The 19,054-nt window shown below is 70.3% G+C and carries 19 protein-coding genes; 4 read left to right on the top strand and 15 right to left on the bottom strand.

The genetic code is table 11. The features are described from left to right. Window positions 1–108 precede the first annotated feature (108 nt). Window positions 109–1,437, bottom strand: coding sequence for an ABC transporter substrate-binding protein (locus Q0P88_RS09085; RefSeq protein WP_295013319.1), 1,329 nt, complete (start codon window positions 1,435–1,437; stop codon window positions 109–111). Between the two features lie 228 nt (window positions 1,438–1,665). On the opposite strand from Q0P88_RS09085, the gene Q0P88_RS09080 reads away from it, so the two are divergent. Then, window positions 1,666–2,685: a LacI family DNA-binding transcriptional regulator gene (locus tag Q0P88_RS09080; protein ID WP_295013317.1), complete on the top strand. Its 1,020-nt coding sequence runs from the start codon at window positions 1,666–1,668 to the stop codon at window positions 2,683–2,685. A gap of 87 nt (window positions 2,686–2,772) precedes the next feature. On the opposite strand, the gene rplL is transcribed toward Q0P88_RS09080, so the two are convergent. Continuing rightward, window positions 2,773–3,156 carry a 50S ribosomal protein L7/L12 gene (gene rplL, locus Q0P88_RS09075; RefSeq protein WP_295013315.1) on the bottom strand — a complete coding sequence of 128 codons (384 nt, stop codon included), beginning with the start codon at window positions 3,154–3,156 and terminating at the stop codon, window positions 2,773–2,775. A 49-nt stretch (window positions 3,157–3,205) separates the two neighbouring features. Further along, window positions 3,206–3,694 (bottom strand): 50S ribosomal protein L10, encoded by a 489-nt coding sequence (rplJ, locus tag Q0P88_RS09070; protein ID WP_295013312.1) that lies wholly within the window; start codon window positions 3,692–3,694, stop codon window positions 3,206–3,208. 345 nt (window positions 3,695–4,039) lie between these two features. Here rplJ and Q0P88_RS09065 point away from each other — a divergent pair, with 345 nt between their 5' ends. After that, the gene (locus tag Q0P88_RS09065; protein ID WP_295013310.1) at window positions 4,040–4,720 is read left to right on the top strand and encodes a YqaJ viral recombinase family protein; all 681 of its coding nucleotides are present in this window, start codon (window positions 4,040–4,042) and stop codon (window positions 4,718–4,720) included. Between the two features lie 32 nt (window positions 4,721–4,752). Here Q0P88_RS09065 and Q0P88_RS09060 read toward each other — a convergent pair whose 3' ends face one another. The 10 genes from Q0P88_RS09060 to Q0P88_RS09015 form a co-directional block, all read right to left on the bottom strand. Further along, window positions 4,753–5,280 (bottom strand): hypothetical protein, encoded by a 528-nt coding sequence (locus tag Q0P88_RS09060; protein ID WP_295013309.1) that lies wholly within the window; start codon window positions 5,278–5,280, stop codon window positions 4,753–4,755. Next, entirely contained in the window at window positions 5,277–5,921 is a 645-nt protein-coding gene (locus Q0P88_RS09055) for a hypothetical protein (RefSeq protein WP_295013307.1), read from the bottom strand. The genes Q0P88_RS09060 and Q0P88_RS09055 overlap by 4 nt, the downstream gene beginning before the upstream one ends. Continuing rightward, window positions 5,918–6,541: a signal peptidase I gene (locus Q0P88_RS09050; RefSeq protein WP_295013305.1), complete on the bottom strand. Its 624-nt coding sequence runs from the start codon at window positions 6,539–6,541 to the stop codon at window positions 5,918–5,920. The genes Q0P88_RS09055 and Q0P88_RS09050 overlap by 4 nt, the downstream gene beginning before the upstream one ends. 25 nt (window positions 6,542–6,566) lie before the next feature. Further along, window positions 6,567–7,238: a SipW-dependent-type signal peptide-containing protein gene (locus Q0P88_RS09045; RefSeq protein WP_295013303.1), complete on the bottom strand. Its 672-nt coding sequence runs from the start codon at window positions 7,236–7,238 to the stop codon at window positions 6,567–6,569. 7 nt (window positions 7,239–7,245) lie between these two features. Further along, the gene (locus Q0P88_RS09040; RefSeq protein ID WP_295013301.1) at window positions 7,246–7,863 is read right to left on the bottom strand and encodes a SipW-dependent-type signal peptide-containing protein; all 618 of its coding nucleotides are present in this window, start codon (window positions 7,861–7,863) and stop codon (window positions 7,246–7,248) included. A 161-nt stretch (window positions 7,864–8,024) separates the two neighbouring features. Continuing rightward, the gene (locus Q0P88_RS09035; RefSeq protein WP_295013299.1) at window positions 8,025–9,158 is read right to left on the bottom strand and encodes an SseB family protein; all 1,134 of its coding nucleotides are present in this window, start codon (window positions 9,156–9,158) and stop codon (window positions 8,025–8,027) included. A gap of 51 nt (window positions 9,159–9,209) precedes the next feature. After that, window positions 9,210–11,693, bottom strand: a complete 2,484-nt coding sequence (locus tag Q0P88_RS09030; RefSeq protein WP_295013297.1) for an ATP-dependent helicase — start codon at window positions 11,691–11,693, stop codon at window positions 9,210–9,212. A gap of 42 nt (window positions 11,694–11,735) precedes the next feature. Beyond that, window positions 11,736–12,770, bottom strand: coding sequence for an ABC transporter permease (locus Q0P88_RS09025; protein ID WP_295013295.1), 1,035 nt, complete (start codon window positions 12,768–12,770; stop codon window positions 11,736–11,738). Then, entirely contained in the window at window positions 12,767–13,714 is a 948-nt protein-coding gene (locus Q0P88_RS09020; RefSeq protein WP_295013293.1) for an ABC transporter ATP-binding protein, read from the bottom strand. The genes Q0P88_RS09025 and Q0P88_RS09020 overlap by 4 nt, the downstream gene beginning before the upstream one ends. Before the next feature lie 300 nt (window positions 13,715–14,014). Further along, complete coding sequence (locus tag Q0P88_RS09015; RefSeq protein ID WP_295013271.1) at window positions 14,015–15,031, bottom strand: glycerophosphodiester phosphodiesterase family protein; 1,017 nt, start codon at window positions 15,029–15,031, stop codon at window positions 14,015–14,017. A gap of 87 nt (window positions 15,032–15,118) precedes the next feature. Here Q0P88_RS09015 and Q0P88_RS09010 point away from each other — a divergent pair, with 87 nt between their 5' ends. Next, entirely contained in the window at window positions 15,119–16,048 is a 930-nt protein-coding gene (locus Q0P88_RS09010; protein ID WP_295013269.1) for a Bax inhibitor-1/YccA family protein, read from the top strand. A gap of 102 nt (window positions 16,049–16,150) precedes the next feature. After that, window positions 16,151–16,819: a DNA alkylation repair protein gene (locus tag Q0P88_RS09005; protein ID WP_295013267.1), complete on the top strand. Its 669-nt coding sequence runs from the start codon at window positions 16,151–16,153 to the stop codon at window positions 16,817–16,819. Window positions 16,820–16,849: 30 nt separating this feature from the next. On the opposite strand, the gene guaA is transcribed toward Q0P88_RS09005, so the two are convergent. Together guaA and Q0P88_RS08995 are read right to left on the bottom strand one after the other, a co-directional pair. Beyond that, window positions 16,850–18,436: a glutamine-hydrolyzing GMP synthase gene (guaA, locus tag Q0P88_RS09000; RefSeq protein WP_295013265.1), complete on the bottom strand. Its 1,587-nt coding sequence runs from the start codon at window positions 18,434–18,436 to the stop codon at window positions 16,850–16,852. Continuing rightward, on the bottom strand, window positions 18,433–18,921 hold the full coding sequence (locus Q0P88_RS08995; RefSeq protein WP_295013264.1) for a DUF3817 domain-containing protein: 489 nt from the start codon (window positions 18,919–18,921) through the stop codon (window positions 18,433–18,435). Before Q0P88_RS08995 ends, guaA begins: the two co-directional genes overlap by 4 nt. Window positions 18,922–19,054 lie beyond the last annotated feature (133 nt).

Here is a 19,054-nt window from a genome sequence, read left to right as displayed (position 1 = left end):
CCCTTCCGGGTTCGACGGTGAACGCTGGCAGGATCGGCCGGTGACGACTGCGGGGCCGTCCGCGGATGACGCGGACAGGCCCCGCAGCACCACAGGGTGGTGGCCAGACTAGTTCTTGTAACCGGCCTGGATGTCGCTCAGCACCTGATCGGTCGACTTTCCGTCGATCCAGCTGACCATGCCCTTCCAGAAGGATCCCGAGCCGACGGTGGACGGCATCAGGTCGCTCGCGTCGAAGCGGAGCGTGGTGTTCGGGTCCTGGACCGTCTTCATCGCGTCCTGCAGGAACTCGCTCGACGCCAGCGAGGCGTCCGCGTTCTTGTTCGCGGAGATGACGCCGCCCAGCTTCACGCGTGCGTTGGCGAAGTCGGCGGAGGACATGAACTCGAGGACCTTCTTGGTCGCCGCGCTGTCGCTGAACCCAGCGACGAACTCGCCACCGCCCTCGATCGCGTTCTCGCCTTCCTTGATGCCCGGGAGCACGAATGCGTAGACGTCGCCGTCAGGGGCGACCTTCGGCGCCGCGCCCGCCTTCGTCTTCACGTCGAGGAAGTTCGACGAGAGGAAGGAGGCCTGGTGGGTCAGCGCGCAGGAGCCGTCTGCGACCTTGGCCGCGACATCGGCGAACGCCGTGGAGTTGATGCTCTTCACGTCGCCGAAGCCGGCGTTGACGTACTTCGGGTCGAGGAGGATCTGGCCGACGGCGTCGAAGGCCTCCTTGATCTGCGGGTCGGTGAACTTCACCTTGTTCTCGACCCACTGGTCGTAGACGTCCGGGCCGCTCTGACGCAGCACGAGGTCCTCGATCCAGTCGGTGCCCGGCCAGCCGGACGCGTCACCGGAGGCGAAGCCCGCGCACCACGGCGCCTGCCCCGTCTTCTCCTGGATCGTCTTGGTCAGCGTGAGCAGCTCGTCCCAGGTCTTGGGGACCTCGACGCCGAGCTCCTTGAACTTCGCCGGGGAGTACCAGACGTAGCCCTTGACGTTGGCGAGCATCGGAGCGGCGTAGAACTTGCCGTCGAACGTGCCGTACTTCTTCCAGTCCTTGGACCAGTTCTTGTCGACGTTGGCCTCGACCTCGCTGGGCGCGGTCTTGACGTCGCCCGTGTCGACGAGGCTCTTGAGCAGACCCGGCTGCGGCACGATCGCGATGTCGGGGGCGCTGCCACCCTGCACCTTGGTGACGATGTTGCCCTCGAAGCTCTTGTCGCCCGTGTAGACGACCTTGATGCCCGTGTCCTTCGTGAACTGGTCGAAGGACTTGTTCAGCAGGTCGGCCTCGGATCCCGTGATGCCGCCGGAGATCTTGACGGTCTCCCCCTTGCCGGACGAGTCCCCCGACGAGCTGCCGCCCTCGGCGCAGCCGGCGAGGGCGAGGCCCGAGACGGCGAGCAGAGCCAGCGGCACCACCAGACGACGTCGCTGAGACATTCCCATACGTTTCTCCTTTGAATCGCGCGAAGACGGGTTTCCCCGCGCTGGGGGCTCCTCCCAGGAACCGTTTCCAGGCGACACTAACGAGCCGAAGACGGCCGCCGCAACGTTGTTCTGGTCACAACTGCATAACCGGATGTGTTTCCGGGATATATCGTGGGAGCGTTTTCAGGAAACCGGTTCCATATGCGTCCGCCGATCGCTAAGGTGAGGTGGTCGTGAGGAGAAGCGGTGACAGGGATCATCGATGTGGCGCTGCGTGCGGGTGTCGCCAAGTCGACCGCGAGCCGCGCCCTCAGCGGCAACGGCTACGTCTCCGCCGAGACCAGGGAGCGCGTGGAGCGCGCCGCCCGCGAACTCGCCTACTCCGCCCATTCGAGTGCGTCGAGTCTGGCGACCGGCCGCACGTCGACGGTCGGCGTCATCATGCCGACCGTCGATCGCTGGTACTTCGCGGAGCTGCTCAACGGGATCCAGCGCGCGCTCGTCGACGACGGGCTCGACCTCAGCCTCTACGGCGCGGCGGAGGGGAGCACAGAGCGCGCCCGGATGCTGAACCACGCGCTGGCGGGGCGGAGGTTCGACGGCATCATCGCGGTGTGCCTCCAACCCGGCGCGCACGAGCTCGAACGCCTCGAGGGGACGGGTCTCCCCCTCGTCTCGGTCGGTCCCTACACGGGCCGGGCGGACACGGTCACGATCGACGACGTCGCGGCGGCCCGGGTCGCGACGGAGCACCTCATCGACCTCGGACACGAGGAGATCGCCTTCCTCGGTGCCGTGCCCGACGCCGACCGGTTCAGCTACGGCGAGCGCAAGCGCCTCGACGGATACGTGCAGGCGATGACGGCCGCCGGCCTGGGACAGCGCATCAGGGTCGTTCCGACCCCCTCCACGATCCCCGAGGCGTTCGCGACGGCCGCCGCTCTGCTCGCCGACCGCCGACGGCGCCCGACGGCGATCGCCGCGGTGTGCGACGAGGCCGCGGTCGGGGCGATGCTCGCGGCGCAGCGCCTCGGCATCGCGGTTCCCAGCGAGCTCAGCGTGATCGGGATCGACGACCACCGCTACGCCGCGATGTTCAGCCTGACCACGATCCGGCAGTCTCCGAAGGAGCAGGGGGCGGTCGCCGTTCGCCTGCTCCGCGCGCGCATCCAGGATCCGGATGCGGAGCCCGAGCACGTCGTCGCCCCGGCGATCCTCGTGGCCCGCGCGTCGACGGCGGCGCCGCGCCTGGATCCCGCACGTTGAGCCGCCCTCGTCGCCCGGCCTCGCCCGGACAGCACGAAGGCCCCGGGAGAACCCGGGGCCTTCGCGAAGAGCGTTGCAGGAACGCGATTACTTGAGGGTAACCGTCGCGCCGGCCTCCTCCAGAGCGGCCTTGGCCTTCTCGGCGGCCTCCTTGTTGGCGCCCTCGAGGACGGCCTTGGGGGCACCGTCGACGACGGCCTTGGCCTCGCCGAGGCCCAGCGAGGTGAGCTCGCGGACCGTCTTGATGACCTGGATCTTCTTGTCGCCCGCGGCCTCGAGGATGACGTCGAACGAGTCCTTCTCCTCCTCGGCCTCGGCGGCACCCGCGCCACCCGCAGCGCCGGCGACGGCGACGGGAGCGGCAGCGGTGACCTCGAACTTGTCCTCGAACGCCTTCACGAACTCGCTGAGCTCGACAAGGGTCAGACCAGCGAACTGGTCGAGCAGCTCCTCAGTGGTGAGCTTCGCCATGATGTTTCTCCTAATAGATGGGGTTTGTGGGGTGAAGACCGTGCCGGGCTCAGGCAGCCGCGGCGGTCTCCAGCTTCTCGCGGAGGGCGTCGATGGTGGCCGCGGCCTTGCCCATCGTCGCCTTCATCATGCCCGCAGCCTTCGCCAGCAGAACCTCACGGCTCTCCAGGGAGGCGTACTTGTTGACCTCGTCGGCACTGAGGGCGTTGCCCTCGAAGATGCCGCCCTTGATCACGAGAAGCGGGTTCGCCTTGGCGAAGTCACGCAGAGCCTTGGCAGTGGCGACGAAGTCACCGTGCACGAACGCCACGGCCGACGGACCCTTGAGGTCGTCGTCGAGCGCCGTGATCCCCGCGTTGTTCGCGGCGATCTTGGTCAGCGTGTTCTTCACCACGGCGTAGTCCGCGTCCTGACGGATGCTGTTGCGCAGCTGCTTGAGCTGGGCAACCGTCAGACCGCGGTACTCGGTCAGCAGGACGGCGTTCGAGTTCTCGAAGTTCTTCGTGAGCTCGGCGACCGATGCATCCTTCTGCGCCATGGTCACTCCTTGATGGGTACGGGATGCCCCACGGCGGTGGGGCATCGGCCTCGTCCGCGGCACGCTCTGCGAAAAACAAAAATGCCCCGGCGCAAGCGCACGGAGCAGAATCCAGGAGAATCTTTCGTGTCACCTGCGCGGGCCCCTGCTCAGCAGTGCTTCGATCGTCCTGCGCTCACGCGCACGACGACGACCGGCGGTCTTCGGTTGACACCAGCTTACGGGATGCCCGTGGTCCCGCCAAATCGGCTGGTCCGGCCGATTCGGCGCAGCCCGGGTCGCGCCCGCCGAGCGAACCCGGCGTGCCAGGGCGGACGCGTCGGTCGTCGGAGGTAGCCTCGACAGGTGACCCCGGAACTCGAAGCGCGCATCGTCGCCGACTCGCGCGACCGGGTCGCCTGGCTGCGCGCCAGGGCTCGCGGCATCACCGCGACCGATGTCGCCGGACTCACGAGCGAGACGTCGATCCGCCGTGCCGCGGACGCCAAGCTCGGCGCCGGTCCGCGGTTCGCCGGCAACGCCTACACCGATCACGGACGCCGCCGAGAGCCCGAGATCGCCGCCTGGGTCGCCGCGACCCACGGCATCCTGCCGTCGTCCGCGCTGTTCCGCGCCGAGATCGAGCCGCGCCACCTCGCCACGCCGGACGGGATCATGCAGGACGCGGACGGTCGGGTCACGCTCGCCGAGATCAAGACGACGAACAAGTCCTGGCGCGGGATCCCGAAGACCTACCTGCGCCAGGTGTGGTGGCAGCAGCACGTTCTCGGCGCGGAGCGCACGCTCTTCGTCTGGGAGGAGCACCTCGACTTCGAGCCGGTGCACGACGAGCCCCACTGCGTGTGGATCGACCGGGACGACCGCGAGATCGCCTCGCTCGTGGGGCTCGCGACGCGCCTCATCGACGAGCTCTATCAGCGCACCACGGGGCGCACCCCTCCGACGCGTGCGACGACGCCGGTCGAGAGCCGCCGCGACGCGCTCCGCGAGCGCGACATGTTCCGCGCGCTGGCCCTCGCCGACTGACCACCTCCGCACGCGGCCCGAAGAGGGCCGCGTCACGGACTGGGTGCGGTGCTCATGGAGCACGTCGGATTGATGCCGGCGACCCCCGCCGAGGCCGTCGCGACGATCCACCCGGACGTCCACGAGCCGGGTCCCTTGAGACGGATGCCGAACTTCACCGAGCCCCCCAGCACTCCCCCGAGCAGCCCCGCGGACACCACCGTGGTGTACGCCGAGGGCGTGCCCGTGGTATGGATGCTGCCCAGGAGCGCACCGGTGATCGGCGTCAGGATCCCGCCGACGATCCACCCGTACTCCGCGTCGGCGCTGCTGTACCCCGTCGCCCCCGCCGGGATGCGCCAGGTGATCGTGACCTCCGGGTTCGCTCCGGCGAGACCGGTCGTCAGCACGCAGCCGGGCGCGAGGGACTGCGGCGCCGGCACCGCGGTGGCGGTGAGGGTCGCCGCCGCGTACTCGCCGTCGCCGAAGGCCGCGTCGGTGCGCGGCACGGCCGGGGCCTGCAGCCCCACGAGCAGGGCCAGGGCTCCCAGGAGCGCGACGATGCGGGAGCCGTTCCTCATCGGGAGCCCTCACCTCGGCGCCCGCGACGGATCCAGGCCCGCAGCGTGCCGGTGCCCGCCGCGATCAACAGGCCCGCTGCGACGATCACGACGACCGGCGGGGCTGCACCCGTCGTCGCGAGAGCGGTGGGATCCGTGGGGCCCGTCTCGAGCCGATCCCCGAGGCCGTCCGCGTGCACGCGGAGCTGTGTCGAGGCTCCCGGTGCGCCAGCGCCCTCCATCCGCACGTCGATCCGGACATGGGCCACGCGATCGGACGGGACGGCGTCCAGAGGGACGGTCACGCCGTCCCTCGGGATCGCCCAGTCGGTGCGCAGGGTCTCGGTCGGGCTCGTGCACGCGCCGTCCGCGGTGGCGGAGGTGCACAGCGAGACGTCGGCCACGAGCGCGACCGTGCCCGTTCCGCTCATCCCCAGCCGGATCCGGCCGGGGTCGGGGGCGTCGGCGCTCACGGTCAGCTCCCAGCGCACGCTCGCCCCGGCCAGTGCGGAGGCGGCCGCCCAGTCCGCCGTCGACACGATGCGGACGTAGCGTCCCTGGATCACCTCGGTGCTCTGGCTCGCGCGGGCCGGAGCCCCGGGGAGCAGCCAGAGGACGGCGGCCGCCAGTGCCACCGCGACGACCCGCCCGCAGCGCCTCATGACGACGGATCCGTCCTCCTCCGCCGGCGCGCGACCGACCGCGGCCAGAACGACCAGGTGACCAGCCCTGCGGCGCCGAGCGTCAGCCCGCCGAGCACCAACGGATGCCCGAGGGCCACGATCGCCGGAGCGAGGCCGGGGATCGCGAAGCGCACGATGCGCACCTGGGACACCGTGTAGGGCGCGAGGTCGTCCTGGGCGTTCGCGTCTCCGCGCAGCGTCAGCACGCGCTGCGCTCCGCCCTCTCCCGGTGCCACCGCGCGCACGCGGTGGGTGACCGGGAGCTGTCCGGCACGATCCACGGTGACGACGTCGCCCACGTGCACCCGGTCGGCGGGGATCTGCTGCACGATCGCGACGGATCCCGCGGGGATCGTCGGCGCCATCGATCCGGTGCGGAACAGGATGAGCGTGATGTGCGCCGTGAGCGCGAGGATCACCAGGACGATGCAGAGCGCGCCCGCCACCGCGGCCGCCCACAGCAGGGCCTCGCCGACCACACCGGCCCCGGGGTTCCGCCGCGCGTGCGCCGATTCCGACAGAGGCTCGCGCGGCGGGCGCCGCTCGGCGGCCTCCCTCTGAGCACGACGGGTGCGGATCGGGGCGATCGTCTCGGCCACGAGGACTCCTCTCTGGGCACCGGTCTCAGCTGGACGTTCCGGCGAACTGCCACACGGGGCTCACGGTGAGCGACTGGGCCGCATTCCCGACGCCGCTGCCCATGCTCACGGCGAGGCAGTAGTTCACCTGGTTGGCGCCGTTGGCCTGCACGGTCTGGGACGCCGCGGCACCCACGTTGAGCGCGGTGCCGTCGGCGATGAGCGTGGTCCCCGCGGCATAGTCGGCCGCGGACGCGCACTGCGCCGTCGAGACGGTCTTCACGCCGTAGGTGAGGTAGTCGGCCAGAGTCCCCGCACCGTAGGTGGCACCCTGCAGCCGGACGGTTCCGGCGACCGACCCGCTCGCGGTCTTCACGCTGAACAGCGCGTATACCGTCTTGCCCGGAGCCAGAGCGGAGGCGTCCGCCGCGAGGGCGAAGGTCAGGGTCGCCGGCGCCCCCACGGGATGACTGGTGAACGTCCCCGTGCTCGCCGCGAGCCCCAGGATGTCGAAGCTTCCCGCGGTGAACGTGCCGCGCGCGTACTCGCCGTCGTTCCAGCTCGCCAGCGTCACCCCGCTGCCCACGCCCAGCACGAGGCCTCCCGCGAGCGCGGCCCTGAGTCGTCGGGACGCGAGGCTGTGCCGCCTCCTCGGCCGATCCCGCAGCGACCGTCGGGTCGGCAAGCGCGCGCCGGGACGCGAGGAGGACGGGTCCACGACGGGCTCAATTCGAGGTGGCCGTGAACTTCCAGACCGCAGTCGCCGTGGCGCCCTGCTGCAGCACCGCCTGGCTGCCCGCGGTCACCACAAAGCACAGTTTCTGCGGCGTCCCCGGGTTGCCGGCCGTTCCCTTGCTGAGGGGGAAGGTCGTCGCCCCGGTTCCGGTCGAGAGAGTCGTGCCGGTCAGGATCACGGTGCCGCTCTGCACGCCGGTCGCGTCGCAGGTCGTCGCCGCGCCCACGGTGTAGACCTTGTACGAGATGTTCGGCGCGTTCGCGCCGCTCGACGAGTCCAGCGACGGGGTGACCGTGGCGTTGGCCGTGGTCGTGCCGGTCAGCTGCACCCAGTACGGCGCGTAGACCACGTCGCCCGGCGACAGGTTGCCGAAGTTGGCGGAGAAGGTCAGGCCGAGCCCGGGGCTCGTCGCGTGGTCGGCGTAGGTGGTGCCGTCGCCCGAACCCTGCATGTTGAACGACCCGGCCGTGAACGTGCCCGTGGCGAACTCGGAGTCGTTCCAGGCGGCCAGGGTGATCGCTGCGCCGACGCCGAGCACGAGACCGCCGGCGAGAACGGCCAGGATCTTGCGACGATTGCGGGTCGACGAGGAGGGTGTGGCGTTCATGTGATCGTCCTTGCGGTCAGTGCGATGTGCCCTGATCCTGCATCCCGAAATATCGGCATGCAAGGACGGTGTCCCGTTTCGAGCGAGACCTGTCGCCGATTGATTTCCCGGCGCGCTCCTGTCGTTTTCCGATCGCCGCGGTCGGTAAGGCTCCCCGCTGCTCAGTCGGTCGGTGCGAGAGCGACCACGGAGCCGAGCGCGTCGCGATGCACCGCGATCGCCGGCCCTGCCGCGTCGATCAGCACGCCCGTCATCTCGGGGTGCTCGGCGATGACCGCTCCGAGCTGCTCGGCGCTGAACGGCATCGGCTGATCGCCGCGGCCCAGCGCGATGATCTCCAGCGGGTGGCTGAACAGCTGCAGGTAGCGGGATCCGTCCGGGGTGTGCGCCTCCGCGATGCCGAACTGGCCATTGCCGTCGACGTCGCTGACCGCCACCCACAGCCGCGCCGTGGTCAGCGCCTCGGCGATGCCGACCTCGGATCCGGCGTCTCGCGGCGCCGCGAGCAGCGTTTTGAGTGCGAAATCGGGGTCGCCCTCCTCGAGCGCCTTCTGCAGGATCTCGGACGGGAAGACGACCCGGTTCGGCGCCGACGCGTTGTCGATGATGAGGCCGGCGAACGGTCCCTGCACGACCTGCTGGTAGACGGCCTGGACGGGCTGGATCACCGCCGAGGTCTCCGTCGGGTCGGCCTCGTTCTGCAGCACGGAGTCCCGCACGGCGGCGGCGGTGCTGAAGGCGAGCATGAAGGAGTTCTCGCCGTCGTTGACCACGGCGATCGAGAGGGGCTTGCCCTCCTTGATCTGCTCACCGGCATCGCCGTGCACGCTGAGGAACAGGTTGCCCTGCAGCGACTGTCGGAGCACCCCGAGCAGCTCCGCCTGGCTCGCGTCCTCGCCGAGCATGGCCAGGGCCTCGCGGAGCAGCACGTTGTCCGGCATCCCGGGGATCGACTCGGTCGGCTCCGGCGGATCGGCGGGGGCGAGCGGAAGCGGCGGGCGGCCTCCGGCCACGGGCGCCTGCGCGGGGTCCACCGTCTGCGGCACGTCGTCCGGCACGGGGTCGAGCAGGTCCGATCCCGCCTCCGGTGCGTCGACGGGGGCACTCACGTCGGGGCCCGCGGGCGTACCGAGCCCGCGGAAGGCCTGCACCGACACGTTCACGACCGGGGCGGACGCCTCGTCGACTGCGCCGGCGGCAGCGTGCGCCTCCGTCTCCGTACCGTCGACCGCCGCGGCGGCATCCCCCGATCCTGAGGCGTCGTCGTGGTTCTTGCGTCGCGAGAAGAGAGCCATTGCGCCAGCCTAACCGGATCCTCGGCGAGGGCTACGGCGATCCCGGCGAGGTCAGATCTTGGCGATGGGAGCGATCTTGACGAGGAGCTTCTTCTGGCCCGCGGCGTCGAAGCGGACGTGGGCGATGCGCTTGGCGCCCTCGCCCGTGATCGCCTCGACCCTGCCCTCGCCGAAGTCGTCGTGGCGGATCCGATCTCCCGCCGCGAGCTCGAGGTCGCCGTTGTCGCGCACCTTCGCGGTGACCCGGTTCGGGAACTTGTCCATCGCGGTCGAGAGGGGGGTCAGACCCTCGCGCTTCGGCAGCGCCCGCGCCGCGAACCGGTCGCCGGACCCGCCGCCGGATCCGCCGAAGCCGCCCGGGCGCCGGGCGTTGAGCGCCCGCGACTGCGTGCCCCCGCGCGAGTTCACGTCGCCGGGCGACTGACGCCAGTCGATGAGCTCCCCGGGGATCTCTTGAAGGAAACGACTGGGCATCGCCACGGACACCTCGCCGAACTGGGCACGAGTCATCGCGAGCGACAGATGCAGACGCTGCCGGGCGCGGGTGATGCCCACGTAGAACAGACGCCGCTCCTCCTGCGGCCCCCCGGGCTCGTTCGCCGAGATCCGGTGCGGGATGAGGTCCTCTTCGACGCCCGTGACGAACACCGCGTCGAATTCCAGCCCCTTCGCGGTGTGCATGGTCATGAGCGAGACCACCCCGGACTCGTCGTCCAGATCGTCCGAGTCGGCGACCAGCGCGACCTCGGCCAGGAAGTCGGCGACCGTGCCCTCCGGGTTGTTCCGCGCGAACTCCCGGGTCACGGCGATGAGCTCGTCCACGTTCTCCAGACGCGCCTCGTCCTGCGGATCCCGGCTCGCGCGCAGTGCGTCCAGGTAGCCGCTCTTCTGCATGAGCAGGGTCAACCCCTCTGCGACGGCGGTGGGCGGCGCGACCTCGCCGCTGGAGGGAACCATGATGTCCGAGGCCTCGCGGAGCACGGCGTCGAGCTGGGCGATCGACGCCTGCAGCTTGGGGCCGACGCCGACCTGAGCCGGATGCGCCAGCGCATCCCGGAAGCTCAATCCGTGCTCCTCCGCGAACCGCGCGATGGCCGTCTCCGTGACGTCGCCGATACCCCGCCGCGGTCGGTTGAGGATCCGTCGCACCGCCATCTCGTCGGCCGGGTTCGCGACCGCGACGAGATAGGCCAGCGCGTCCTTGATCTCGGCACGCTCGTAGAACTTCGTGCCGCCCATGATCTTGTAGGGAACGGCCGCGCGGATGAAGATCTCCTCCAGCGCGCGCGACTGCGAGTTCGTACGGTAGAACACCGCCATCTCGCCGTAGGGCATTCCCGCCCGTCGCAGCGCCTCGACCTCGTCGGCGACGAACTGCGCCTCGTCGTGCTGCGAGTAGCCCGTGAAGCCGACGATCGCGTGCCCCGCGCCCTTGTCGCTCCAGAGCTTCTTGTCCTTGCGGTCGAAGTTGTTGCTGATGACGGCGTTGGCGGCGGAGAGGATGTTCTGCGTCGACCGGTAGTTCTGTTCGAGCAGCACGACCTTGGCCCCCGGGAAGTCGCGCTCGAACTCACTGATGTTGCGGATGTCCGCGCCGCGGAACGCGTAGATCGACTGATCGGAGTCGCCGACCACGGTGAGCGCGGCCCCCGGCTCCGCGCCGGCGGCCTCCTGCGGATCCGGCTCGAAGATCATCATGCCGTTCGAGGCATACGGTTCGGGCGCGCTCCCCTGCACCGGTCGGGTGAGCTCGTGGATGAGGGCGTACTGCGCGGCGTTGGTGTCCTGGTACTCGTCGACGAGGATGTGCCGGAACCGACGCCGGTAGACGTCGGCGACCTGCGGGAAGGCGCGGAAAAGGTAGACGGTCTGGCCGATCAGGTCGTCGAAGTCGAAGGCGTTGGCCTTCTGCAGCCGTCGCTGATAGTCGGCGAAGACCTCGACGAAGACCCGCTCCGCGGGATCGGACATGTTCGCCTGCCGGGCGTAGGACTCCGCATCCTGCAGTTCGTTCTTGAGCTTCGAGATGCGGGACTGCACCGCAGCGGGCGTGAATCCGAACGCATCCGCCTCGTGGTCCTTGACCAGTCGTTTGATGAGCGCCCGCGAGTCGCCCGAGTCGTAGATCGTGAACGATCTGGTGAACCCGAACTGCTCGGCCTCGCGTCGCAGGATGCGCACGCAGGCCGAGTGGAAGGTGGAGATCCACATGCCCCGCGCGGCGTCGCCGACGAGCTGCTCCACGCGCTCGCGCATCTCGCCCGCTGCCTTGTTGGTGAAGGTGATCGCGAGGATCTGACTCGGCCACGCCTCCCGCTGGCGCAGCAGCAGCGCGATCCGACGGGTGAGCACGCTCGTCTTCCCCGATCCCGCGCCCGCGACGATGAGCAGCGCCTGCCCGCGATAGGTCACGGCGTCGAGCTGCTGCGGATTGAGCCCGGCGAGCAGGTCGTCCGACGGCGCACCGGAGGGGGACGGAGCGGATCGGGGACCGGATCCGGGCGGTAGGACGACGGGGGAAGGGGCTTCGCTCATGACCCCTCAAGTCTAGATCGGGCCGCCGACACCGCGCCGGGATCAGGCGATCCGCGTCCCGGGGGGAAGTCTCCTCGCCGGCGTTCGCGTGCGCGCCCACGCGCCGGCGAACAGGGCGGCAGCGAGGACCAGCTGGATGCCCAGCCCGACGAACCAGCTCGGCACGGTCGCTGCGACCGTCTGCTCCGGAGTCTTCTGGATGTTCACGCCGGGGTGGCAGTCGTCCCAGGGTGCGTTCTGGGGCGGCAGTTGCGCGGAGCGGATCCCCACCTTGAGCGTGGAGAACAGGTCGGTCGGGTAGCCACGCTCGTCGAAGGTGCTCGGTGTGGCGTCGGCGAGGACCACGAACGGATTCGCCGCCAGGATGCCCCAGACCGCGTCGTATCGCGGCGTCTGGCTCGTACTCCGCTCCCAGTGATCGCAGATCGGCGCGCCGGTCTCGTCGTAGAGGCGGTACTGGTACGTCGTCCCGGTGCGGATCAGCGCCCCGCCGAGACCGAAGGCGATGAGGGTGCCGACGGTGAGCGCCGCGATCACGAGATAGGTGTTGGCGACCGAGAACAGCGGCCTCGACACGAGTCCGCTCCAGCCCACGCCGATCGCTGCGACGATCACGATCTCCGCCGCCAGCACGAGCAAGGAGACGAGCAGGACGTCCGGGCGCACGACCCCGGCGAACATCGAGACCACGAGGAACGGCACCGACACCAGGAGGAACGCCGTGCCGGTGAGGACGGCGCCCAGCAGCTTCCCGAGCAGGATGTCGCCGGTGCTCGCGAGCGTCGTCTGCACCGAGGCGAGCGTCGCCGCATCCCGGTCGCCGTTGATCGAGGAGCCGCTGAGCGTCGGCGAGATGAGGACGACGAGCAGCAGCACCAGCATGACGATCGCGGAGAAGACCCACGAGCCGGGTGCGGCGCCGCCTCCGCCGGCCGAGGCCGCGAAGGCGAGGATCGTCAGCACCGTGACGATCAGCAGCACCAGCGCGAACACTCCGAGCAGGATGTACCAGCCGACGCTGCGGAGCCGCTGGGTGAGCTCCAGGCGGGCGATGGTCCAGATCCGTGCGGCGCTCATCGTCCCTCCCCCAACGCGAGGAAGGACTGTTCCAGCTCGCTCTGAGCGGGAGCGAAGGCGCTCACCCGAAAGCCGCCGGCGACGAGCGCGGCGAGTCCGTCCGCCGCCGCGCGCTCGTCCGCGAACGTGACGAGCAGATCGCCGCGGTCGCTGCCCACCGCGTCCCTCGGGATCCGGAGCGCGCGGGCGACGCGCCCAGACACCCGCTCCGCTTCGTCGACGTCATCCGGGAGTGCGGGATCCCCGATCGTGCGGATCCGCCACGGCCGCGCCTGCGGCGACGGCGGAGGCACGACCTCTCCGGCGACGAGGAACACCGTGTCGTCGACGACCTCTTCGAGCTCCGACAGCACGTGACTGGAGATGAGGATCGTGCGTCCCTCGGCGGCGAGGCGGCGCAGCAGCTCACGGAGCTCCACGCGGGCGAGCGGATCGAGGCCCGATGCGGGCTCGTCCAGCAGCAGCACACGCGGGTCGTGCACGAGCGCGCGCGCCAGTCCGAGCTTCTGCTTCTGGCCGCGCGACAACACCTTCGCGGGCGAGGCGGCGAGGTCGCCGAGACCGACGAGAGCGATGAGCTCCTCGGCCCGGTGCCGCGCGTGGTCGCGCCCGAGGTCGTAGAGCCGGGCCGTCGTCTCGATGCTCTCGCGGACCGTGAGCGACGGCCAGGCGCCGAGGGCGTCGGGCATCCACCCGAGCACGCGACGCGCAGAGGACGGATCGGTGACCGGATCCGTCCCGCCGATCCGGATCCGTCCGCGGTCCGGCGCGAGCAGGGACGCGAGCATGAGCAGCAGCGTGGTCTTGCCTGCGCCGTTCGGTCCGACGAGGCCGGTGACCCGCCCTTCCGCCGCGACGAAGCTCGCGCCCCGGACGGCGTGCACGGCCCCGAAGGCCCGCGCGACGTCCTCGACGAGGATCCCACCCCCTGGATCGACGTTCATGGCATCAGCATAGGAGACGCAGAGAGAACACCGGGGATTGCTGCCCGGTGCTCCGAGCCCCGTCGACGCACCCCTCTCCCCTCCTTCCCCTCGGCTCCCCCTTCCCCTCGGCGCACGACTCGCGCGCGCCGGCGTGCACAACGCAGGAGATTCAGGCGGAAACGCCGTGAGGCGGCAAGCGAAACGCCCGGAACTCCTGCGTTGTGCCAGGGGGCAGCCGTGGGTGTCCCGACCGTCAGCCCGGAAGGACGGACGCTCAGCCCCGGAAGTCCGGACGCTCAGCCGTGGAAGGCCGGACGGTCAGGGCCGGAAGAACGCCACGCCGAGGTCCGGCTGATCCACGAAGACACCGTCCACGCCGGTCGCGGAGATGGCCGCCCACTCCTCCCGGAAGGCTCCGGGATCGGCCTCGCCGCCCGGGCCGCGGAAGCGGGGATCGAGGAAGGCGTTCTCGGGCCGGCACGTCCACACGAAGACCATGAGGCCGCGCGCCCGGGCCGCCTCGACGAGCGCCGCGCCGTCCGGCCGCAGCAGGAGGAGCTTGTCGACGCTGATGCCGTCGACCGCTCCGACGAGTCCGTCCAGACCGGCCGGGGTGAGCGCGTCGGCGTAGGTGGCCGCGACCGTTCCGTCCCGGGCGACGAGGTCGGCCGGGGCTCCCGCGGCCTCGACGAGGAACACGCGAGGCGCGACGACATCGCGCAGGGCGAGCGCGCCGAGCACCGTCTGCTCGAACGACTCGATCCACAGCGGATGCTCGCCCGCCGCCCAGCCTGCCTCGCGCAGATCGCGCGCGAGGAGCGCGGCGAGGTCATGCCCGATCGACGCGAAGTACGTGGCGTGCTTGACCTCCAGGACCACGCCGAGCTCGCGTCCGTGCTCGGCCGACGCCTCCCCGACCAGGGCCAGCAGGTCCGACAGCCGGAGGATCGGCTCGCTGTCGTCGAACCCGGCGGACCCCGGCCGCAGTGCGGGCAGCCGCTCCCGGCAGGAGAGGGTGCGCAGTTCGGTCCAGTCGAAGTCCTCGGTGAACCACCCGGTGAGCGTCTCGCCGTCGATGACCTTCGTCGTCCGCCGGTCCGCGAACTCCGGGTGATCGGCGATGTCGGTGGTCCCGGAGATCTCGTTCTCGTGGCGGATCACCAGCACCCCGTCCCGGGTGGCGACGACGTCCGGTTCGACGGCGTCCGCGCCCATCGCGAACGCGAGCCGATAGGAGGAGGCGGTGTGCTCCGGACGGTAGCCGGGAGCACCGCGATGACCGATCACGAGCGGGTGCGGGCGGGGAGGGCCGTCGAGAGGGGTCCTTCGGGTCACGCTCTCAGCGTACGCCTGACCAATCCACGGCTCCGGCCGCTATCGTGGAGGGAAGATGACCACCACTTCTGAGGAGTGAGGCCGACCATGAGCAACTTCGCGTTCAACAACCCCGCGTTCAAGAAGCAGGATCCGCGCGCCGTTGCGACCTATCCGGGCAACCCGGCCGCCGGCCAGTACGCGCCGCCGCCGCCCGCCGGACAGGCCGCCGCCGCCCAGCAGGCCGCCGTGAACGCCCAGCTCGAGGGGATGTACTCCGCGCCGTCGGCAGGATCCCTCGAGACCAACCGGATGTCCGTCGAGGACACCGTGTGGAAGACCGCCGGCCTGTTCGGCATCCTTCTCGTCTTCGCCGCGATCGGGTGGTTCTTCACCCTCGGCGGCGTCGCGGTCCCCCGTGCCGACGCGACCAGCACCCCGGCCGTCGCGATGTGGCCGTGGCTCGTCGGCGCGCTCGGCGGCTTCGTCCTCGCGATGGTCGTGACGTTCACGTCCCGCAAGAAGGTCCGCCCCGCGCTGATCTTCGCCTACGCCGCGTTCGAGGGCCTCTTCGTCGGCGGAATCTCGGCGTTCTTCGAGGTGCTGTGGCCCGGCATCGTGCTGCAGGCCACCCTCGCCACCGCCGCGGTCGTGGCCGTGACCCTCGCGCTGTTCGCAAGCGGCAAGGTCCGCGCCTCGGCGAAGATGACCAAGATCGTGATGATCGCGATGCTCGGCTACCTCGTCTTCTCGCTGCTCAACGTCGTGCTGATGGTCTTCAACGTGCTGCCCGCCAACCAGATGTTCGGCCTGTACAGCGCGAAGGTCGCCGGCATCCCGCTCGGCCTCATCATCGGCGTGCTCGTCGTCTTCCTCGCCGCGTACTCGCTCGTCATGGACTTCGATCAGATCCAGCAGGGCGTGCGCAACGGCGCTCCCCGTCAGTACGGCTGGCTCGGCGGCTTCGGCATCATGGTGACCGTCGTCTGGCTCTACGTGGAGATCCTGCGCATGATCGCGATCGCCCGAAGCAACTAATCCGGCTCACGTCCCCGCGGTTCCGGGATACGCACGACGGCCGCTCTCCCCCGGGAGGGCGGCCGTCGTCGTCCGCGCTTCGTCCCGGGGTAGCATCCGGGGATGATCGATGGGCTGCCCTCCGAGATCCGCGCCGCCCTGCGTGCCGCGGCCGATCCGGTCCGCGCTTCCGGCCAGCGGGCCTACATGAAGTCGGAGATGCCGTTCCTGGGCGTCCGCGTGCCCGAGGTGCGGCACATCACCGGCGAGGTCGTGAAGGGGGTCACCGACCCCGAGGAGCTGCGAGACGCGGCCCTCGATCTCTGGCGTGCGGCGGAGTACCGCGAGGAGCGCTATGCGGCGCAGGCGATCCTCGCCCTTCCGCTGCTGCGCGGAGACCTGGAACTCCTGCCCGTCCACGAGGAGACGATCCGCACGGGCGCCTGGTGGGACCATGTGGACGAAGCGGCGCATCGGCTCGTCGACCTGCTCGACGCACATCCCGCGGCGATGTCCGTCGAGCTGCGCGTCTGGGCGGGCGACGAGGATCTCTGGATCCGCCGCGCCGCGATCATCTCGCAGCTGCTGCGGCGGGAGTCCACCGACCGCGCGCTCCTCACGGACGTGGTCGAAGCGAACCTCGACGATCGGGAGTTCTTCGTGCGCAAGGCGATCGGCTGGGCACTGCGCGACTATGCGCGGAGCGATCCCGAATGGGTCCGATCCTTCGTCGAGGCGCATCCCACGCTGTCCCCGCTGAGCCGCCGCGAAGCGCTCAGACGCCTCGGCTGACGCCGGGGCCGGCCCGCCGGGCCGACCGGATCACTCCCACTCGATGGTTGCCGGCGGCTTCGACGTGACGTCGAGCACGACGCGGTTGACCTCGCGCACCTCGTTCGTGATGCGGTTCGAGATCTTGGCGAGCACGTCGTACGGCAGACGCGTCCAGTCCGCGGTCATGGCGTCCTCGCTGGACACCGGCCGCAGCACGATCGGATGGCCGTACGTGCGGCCGTCGCCCTGCACACCCACGGAGCGCACGTCGGCGAGCAGCACGACGGGGCACTGCCAGATCGCCTGGTCCAGGCCGGCGAGCGAAAGCTCCTCCCGGGCGATCGCGTCCGCGTCGCGCAGGATCTCGAGCCGCTCACGGGTGACCTCGCCGATGATCCGGATGCCGAGACCCGGCCCGGGGAACGGCTGACGTCCGACGATGGCCTCGGGGATGCCGAGCTCGCGGCCGATCGCGCGCACCTCGTCCTTGAACAGGGTGCGCAGCGGCTCGATGAGGTCGAAGTCGAGGTCGTCGGGGAGGCCGCCCACGTTGTGGTGCGACTTGATGTTCGCCGTGCCGGATCCGCCGCCGGACTCGACGACGTCGGGGTAGAGCGTGCCCTGCACGAGGAACTTCACCTTCTCGCCGGTGGCCTTGGCCTCCTCGACGAGATCGCGCTGCACCTTCTCGAACGCGCGGATGAACTCGCGTCCGATGATCTTGCGCTTGGTCTCCGGATCGGTGACCCCGGCGAGGTGTCCGAGGAACGTGTCCTGCGCGTCGACCGTGATGAGCCGCACGCCCGTGGACGCCACGTAGTCGCGCTCGACCTGCTCCCGCTCGCCCTTGCGCAGCAGGCCGTGGTCGACGAACACCGCGGTGAGCTGGTCGCCGATGGCCTTGTGCACGAGCGCCGTGGACACGGCCGAATCGACGCCGCCGGAGAGCGCCGAGATCACGCGTGCGTCGCCCACCTGGGCGCGGATCCGCTCGACCTGCTCGGCGATCACGTTGTCGCTGTTCCAGTCGGCGGGGAGGCCCGCTCCCTTGTGCAGGAAGTTCTCGATGATCTCCTGGCCGTGGTCGGAGTGCTTGACCTCGGGGTGCCACTGCACGCCGTAGAACCGCCGCTCCTCGTCGGCGAACGCCGCGACCGGCGTGGCCGGGGTGGACGCGAGCACCGCGAAGCCCTCGGGCGCCTGCGCGACCTGATCGCCGTGGCTCATCCATACGTTCTGCTCCGCCGGCTGGCCGCCCAGCAGGGACGAGTCGTTGATCGGGATCATCGCGTCGGTCGCCCCGTACTCGCGCAGACCCGTGTTGGCGACCTCGCCGCCGAGGGTGCGCGCCATGTACTGGAAGCCGTAGCAGATGCCGAGCGTCGGCACGCCGAGCTCGAACACGGCCGGGTCGAGCTGCGGGGCGCCCTCCTCGTACACCGACGACGGACCGCCGGAGAGGATCAGCGCGACCGGGTTCTTGGCGGCGATCTCGGCGGCCGTCGCGGTGTGCGGCACGATCTCGCTGTAGACGCCGGCCTCGCGCACGCGGCGGGCGATCAGCTGCGCGTACTGCGCACCGAAGTCGACGACGAGGGCGGGGCGCTGCTCGGTGTCGGGAGTGTTGTCGGTCAACGGGCACCTTCCGGGGCGGGAGTGGTCGAAGAGGTCGGATCGGAGGCCGCGGCCTCGCGCTGCGCGAGGTACGCCTTGACCTCACGGGCGACGCGGCCCTCCATGAAGAAGGACAGGAACGGCACGACGCCGCCGAGCGCGAGCAGGATGAAGCGCAGGAAAGGCCAGCGCATGAGGCTCCACACGCGGAAGCATGCGAAGAGGTACACGACGTAGAACCAGCCGTGCGCGACGAGGATCCCCATCGAGAGGTTGAGCCCGTCGCCGGTCGATTCGAGTCCGCCGTGCAGCCCCTCGACGACGGGTGCGAACGACAGGAACCCGCCCGATCCGCCGGCGAAGAGCTCGAGGTGGATCGGCGTGTACTTGAGGATCATCTCCGTGACCAGGAGCAGGAGCATGACGCCGGTGATCACCGAGGCGATCTGGTAGAACTTCAGCGCCCCGCGGATGGCCGGGAAGCTCGCGGCTTTCGGTTCGGGCATGCCTCCAGTCTAATCGCCGCGCGCTCGGCTCTTTCCGGGCGTGCGCACGGCGCCACGGCCGGCGGTGCTCAGCCTCGCCGCGCACGCACGAAGGCCGCCGGAACGTTCCGGCGGCCTTCGTGGGCGGGTGCGG

The sequence above is a fragment of the uncultured Microbacterium sp. genome, assembly GCF_945952435.1.
Lineage (GTDB): Bacteria > Actinomycetota > Actinomycetes > Actinomycetales > Microbacteriaceae > Microbacterium.
Note: the sequence above shows the minus strand (reverse complement) of the source record. Positions and strands in the feature narration are given on the sequence as shown.

Excerpts from the sequence above, each read along its gene's own strand:
- Q0P88_RS09060 (WP_295013309.1), bottom strand. The coding sequence starts at position 5,280 with ATGAGGAACGGCTCCCGCATCGTCGCGCTCCTGGGAGCCCTGGCCCTG.
- rplJ (WP_295013312.1), bottom strand. The coding sequence starts at position 3,694 with ATGGCGCAGAAGGATGCATCGGTCGCCGAGCTCACGAAGAACTTCGAG.
- Q0P88_RS09005 (WP_295013267.1), top strand. The coding sequence starts at position 16,151 with ATGATCGATGGGCTGCCCTCCGAGATCCGCGCCGCCCTGCGTGCCGCG.
- Q0P88_RS09040 (WP_295013301.1), bottom strand. The coding sequence starts at position 7,863 with ATGAACGCCACACCCTCCTCGTCGACCCGCAATCGTCGCAAGATCCTG.
- Q0P88_RS09035 (WP_295013299.1), bottom strand. The coding sequence starts at position 9,158 with ATGGCTCTCTTCTCGCGACGCAAGAACCACGACGACGCCTCAGGATCG.
- rplL (WP_295013315.1), bottom strand. The coding sequence starts at position 3,156 with ATGGCGAAGCTCACCACTGAGGAGCTGCTCGACCAGTTCGCTGGTCTG.
- Q0P88_RS09025 (WP_295013295.1), bottom strand. The coding sequence starts at position 12,770 with ATGAGCGCCGCACGGATCTGGACCATCGCCCGCCTGGAGCTCACCCAG.
- Q0P88_RS09020 (WP_295013293.1), bottom strand. The coding sequence starts at position 13,714 with ATGAACGTCGATCCAGGGGGTGGGATCCTCGTCGAGGACGTCGCGCGG.
- Q0P88_RS09030 (WP_295013297.1), bottom strand. The coding sequence starts at position 11,693 with ATGAGCGAAGCCCCTTCCCCCGTCGTCCTACCGCCCGGATCCGGTCCC.
- Q0P88_RS09010 (WP_295013269.1), top strand. The coding sequence starts at position 15,119 with ATGAGCAACTTCGCGTTCAACAACCCCGCGTTCAAGAAGCAGGATCCG.
- Q0P88_RS09055 (WP_295013307.1), bottom strand. The coding sequence starts at position 5,921 with ATGAGGCGCTGCGGGCGGGTCGTCGCGGTGGCACTGGCGGCCGCCGTC.
- Q0P88_RS08995 (WP_295013264.1), bottom strand. The coding sequence starts at position 18,921 with ATGCCCGAACCGAAAGCCGCGAGCTTCCCGGCCATCCGCGGGGCGCTG.
- Q0P88_RS09085 (WP_295013319.1), bottom strand. The coding sequence starts at position 1,437 with ATGGGAATGTCTCAGCGACGTCGTCTGGTGGTGCCGCTGGCTCTGCTC.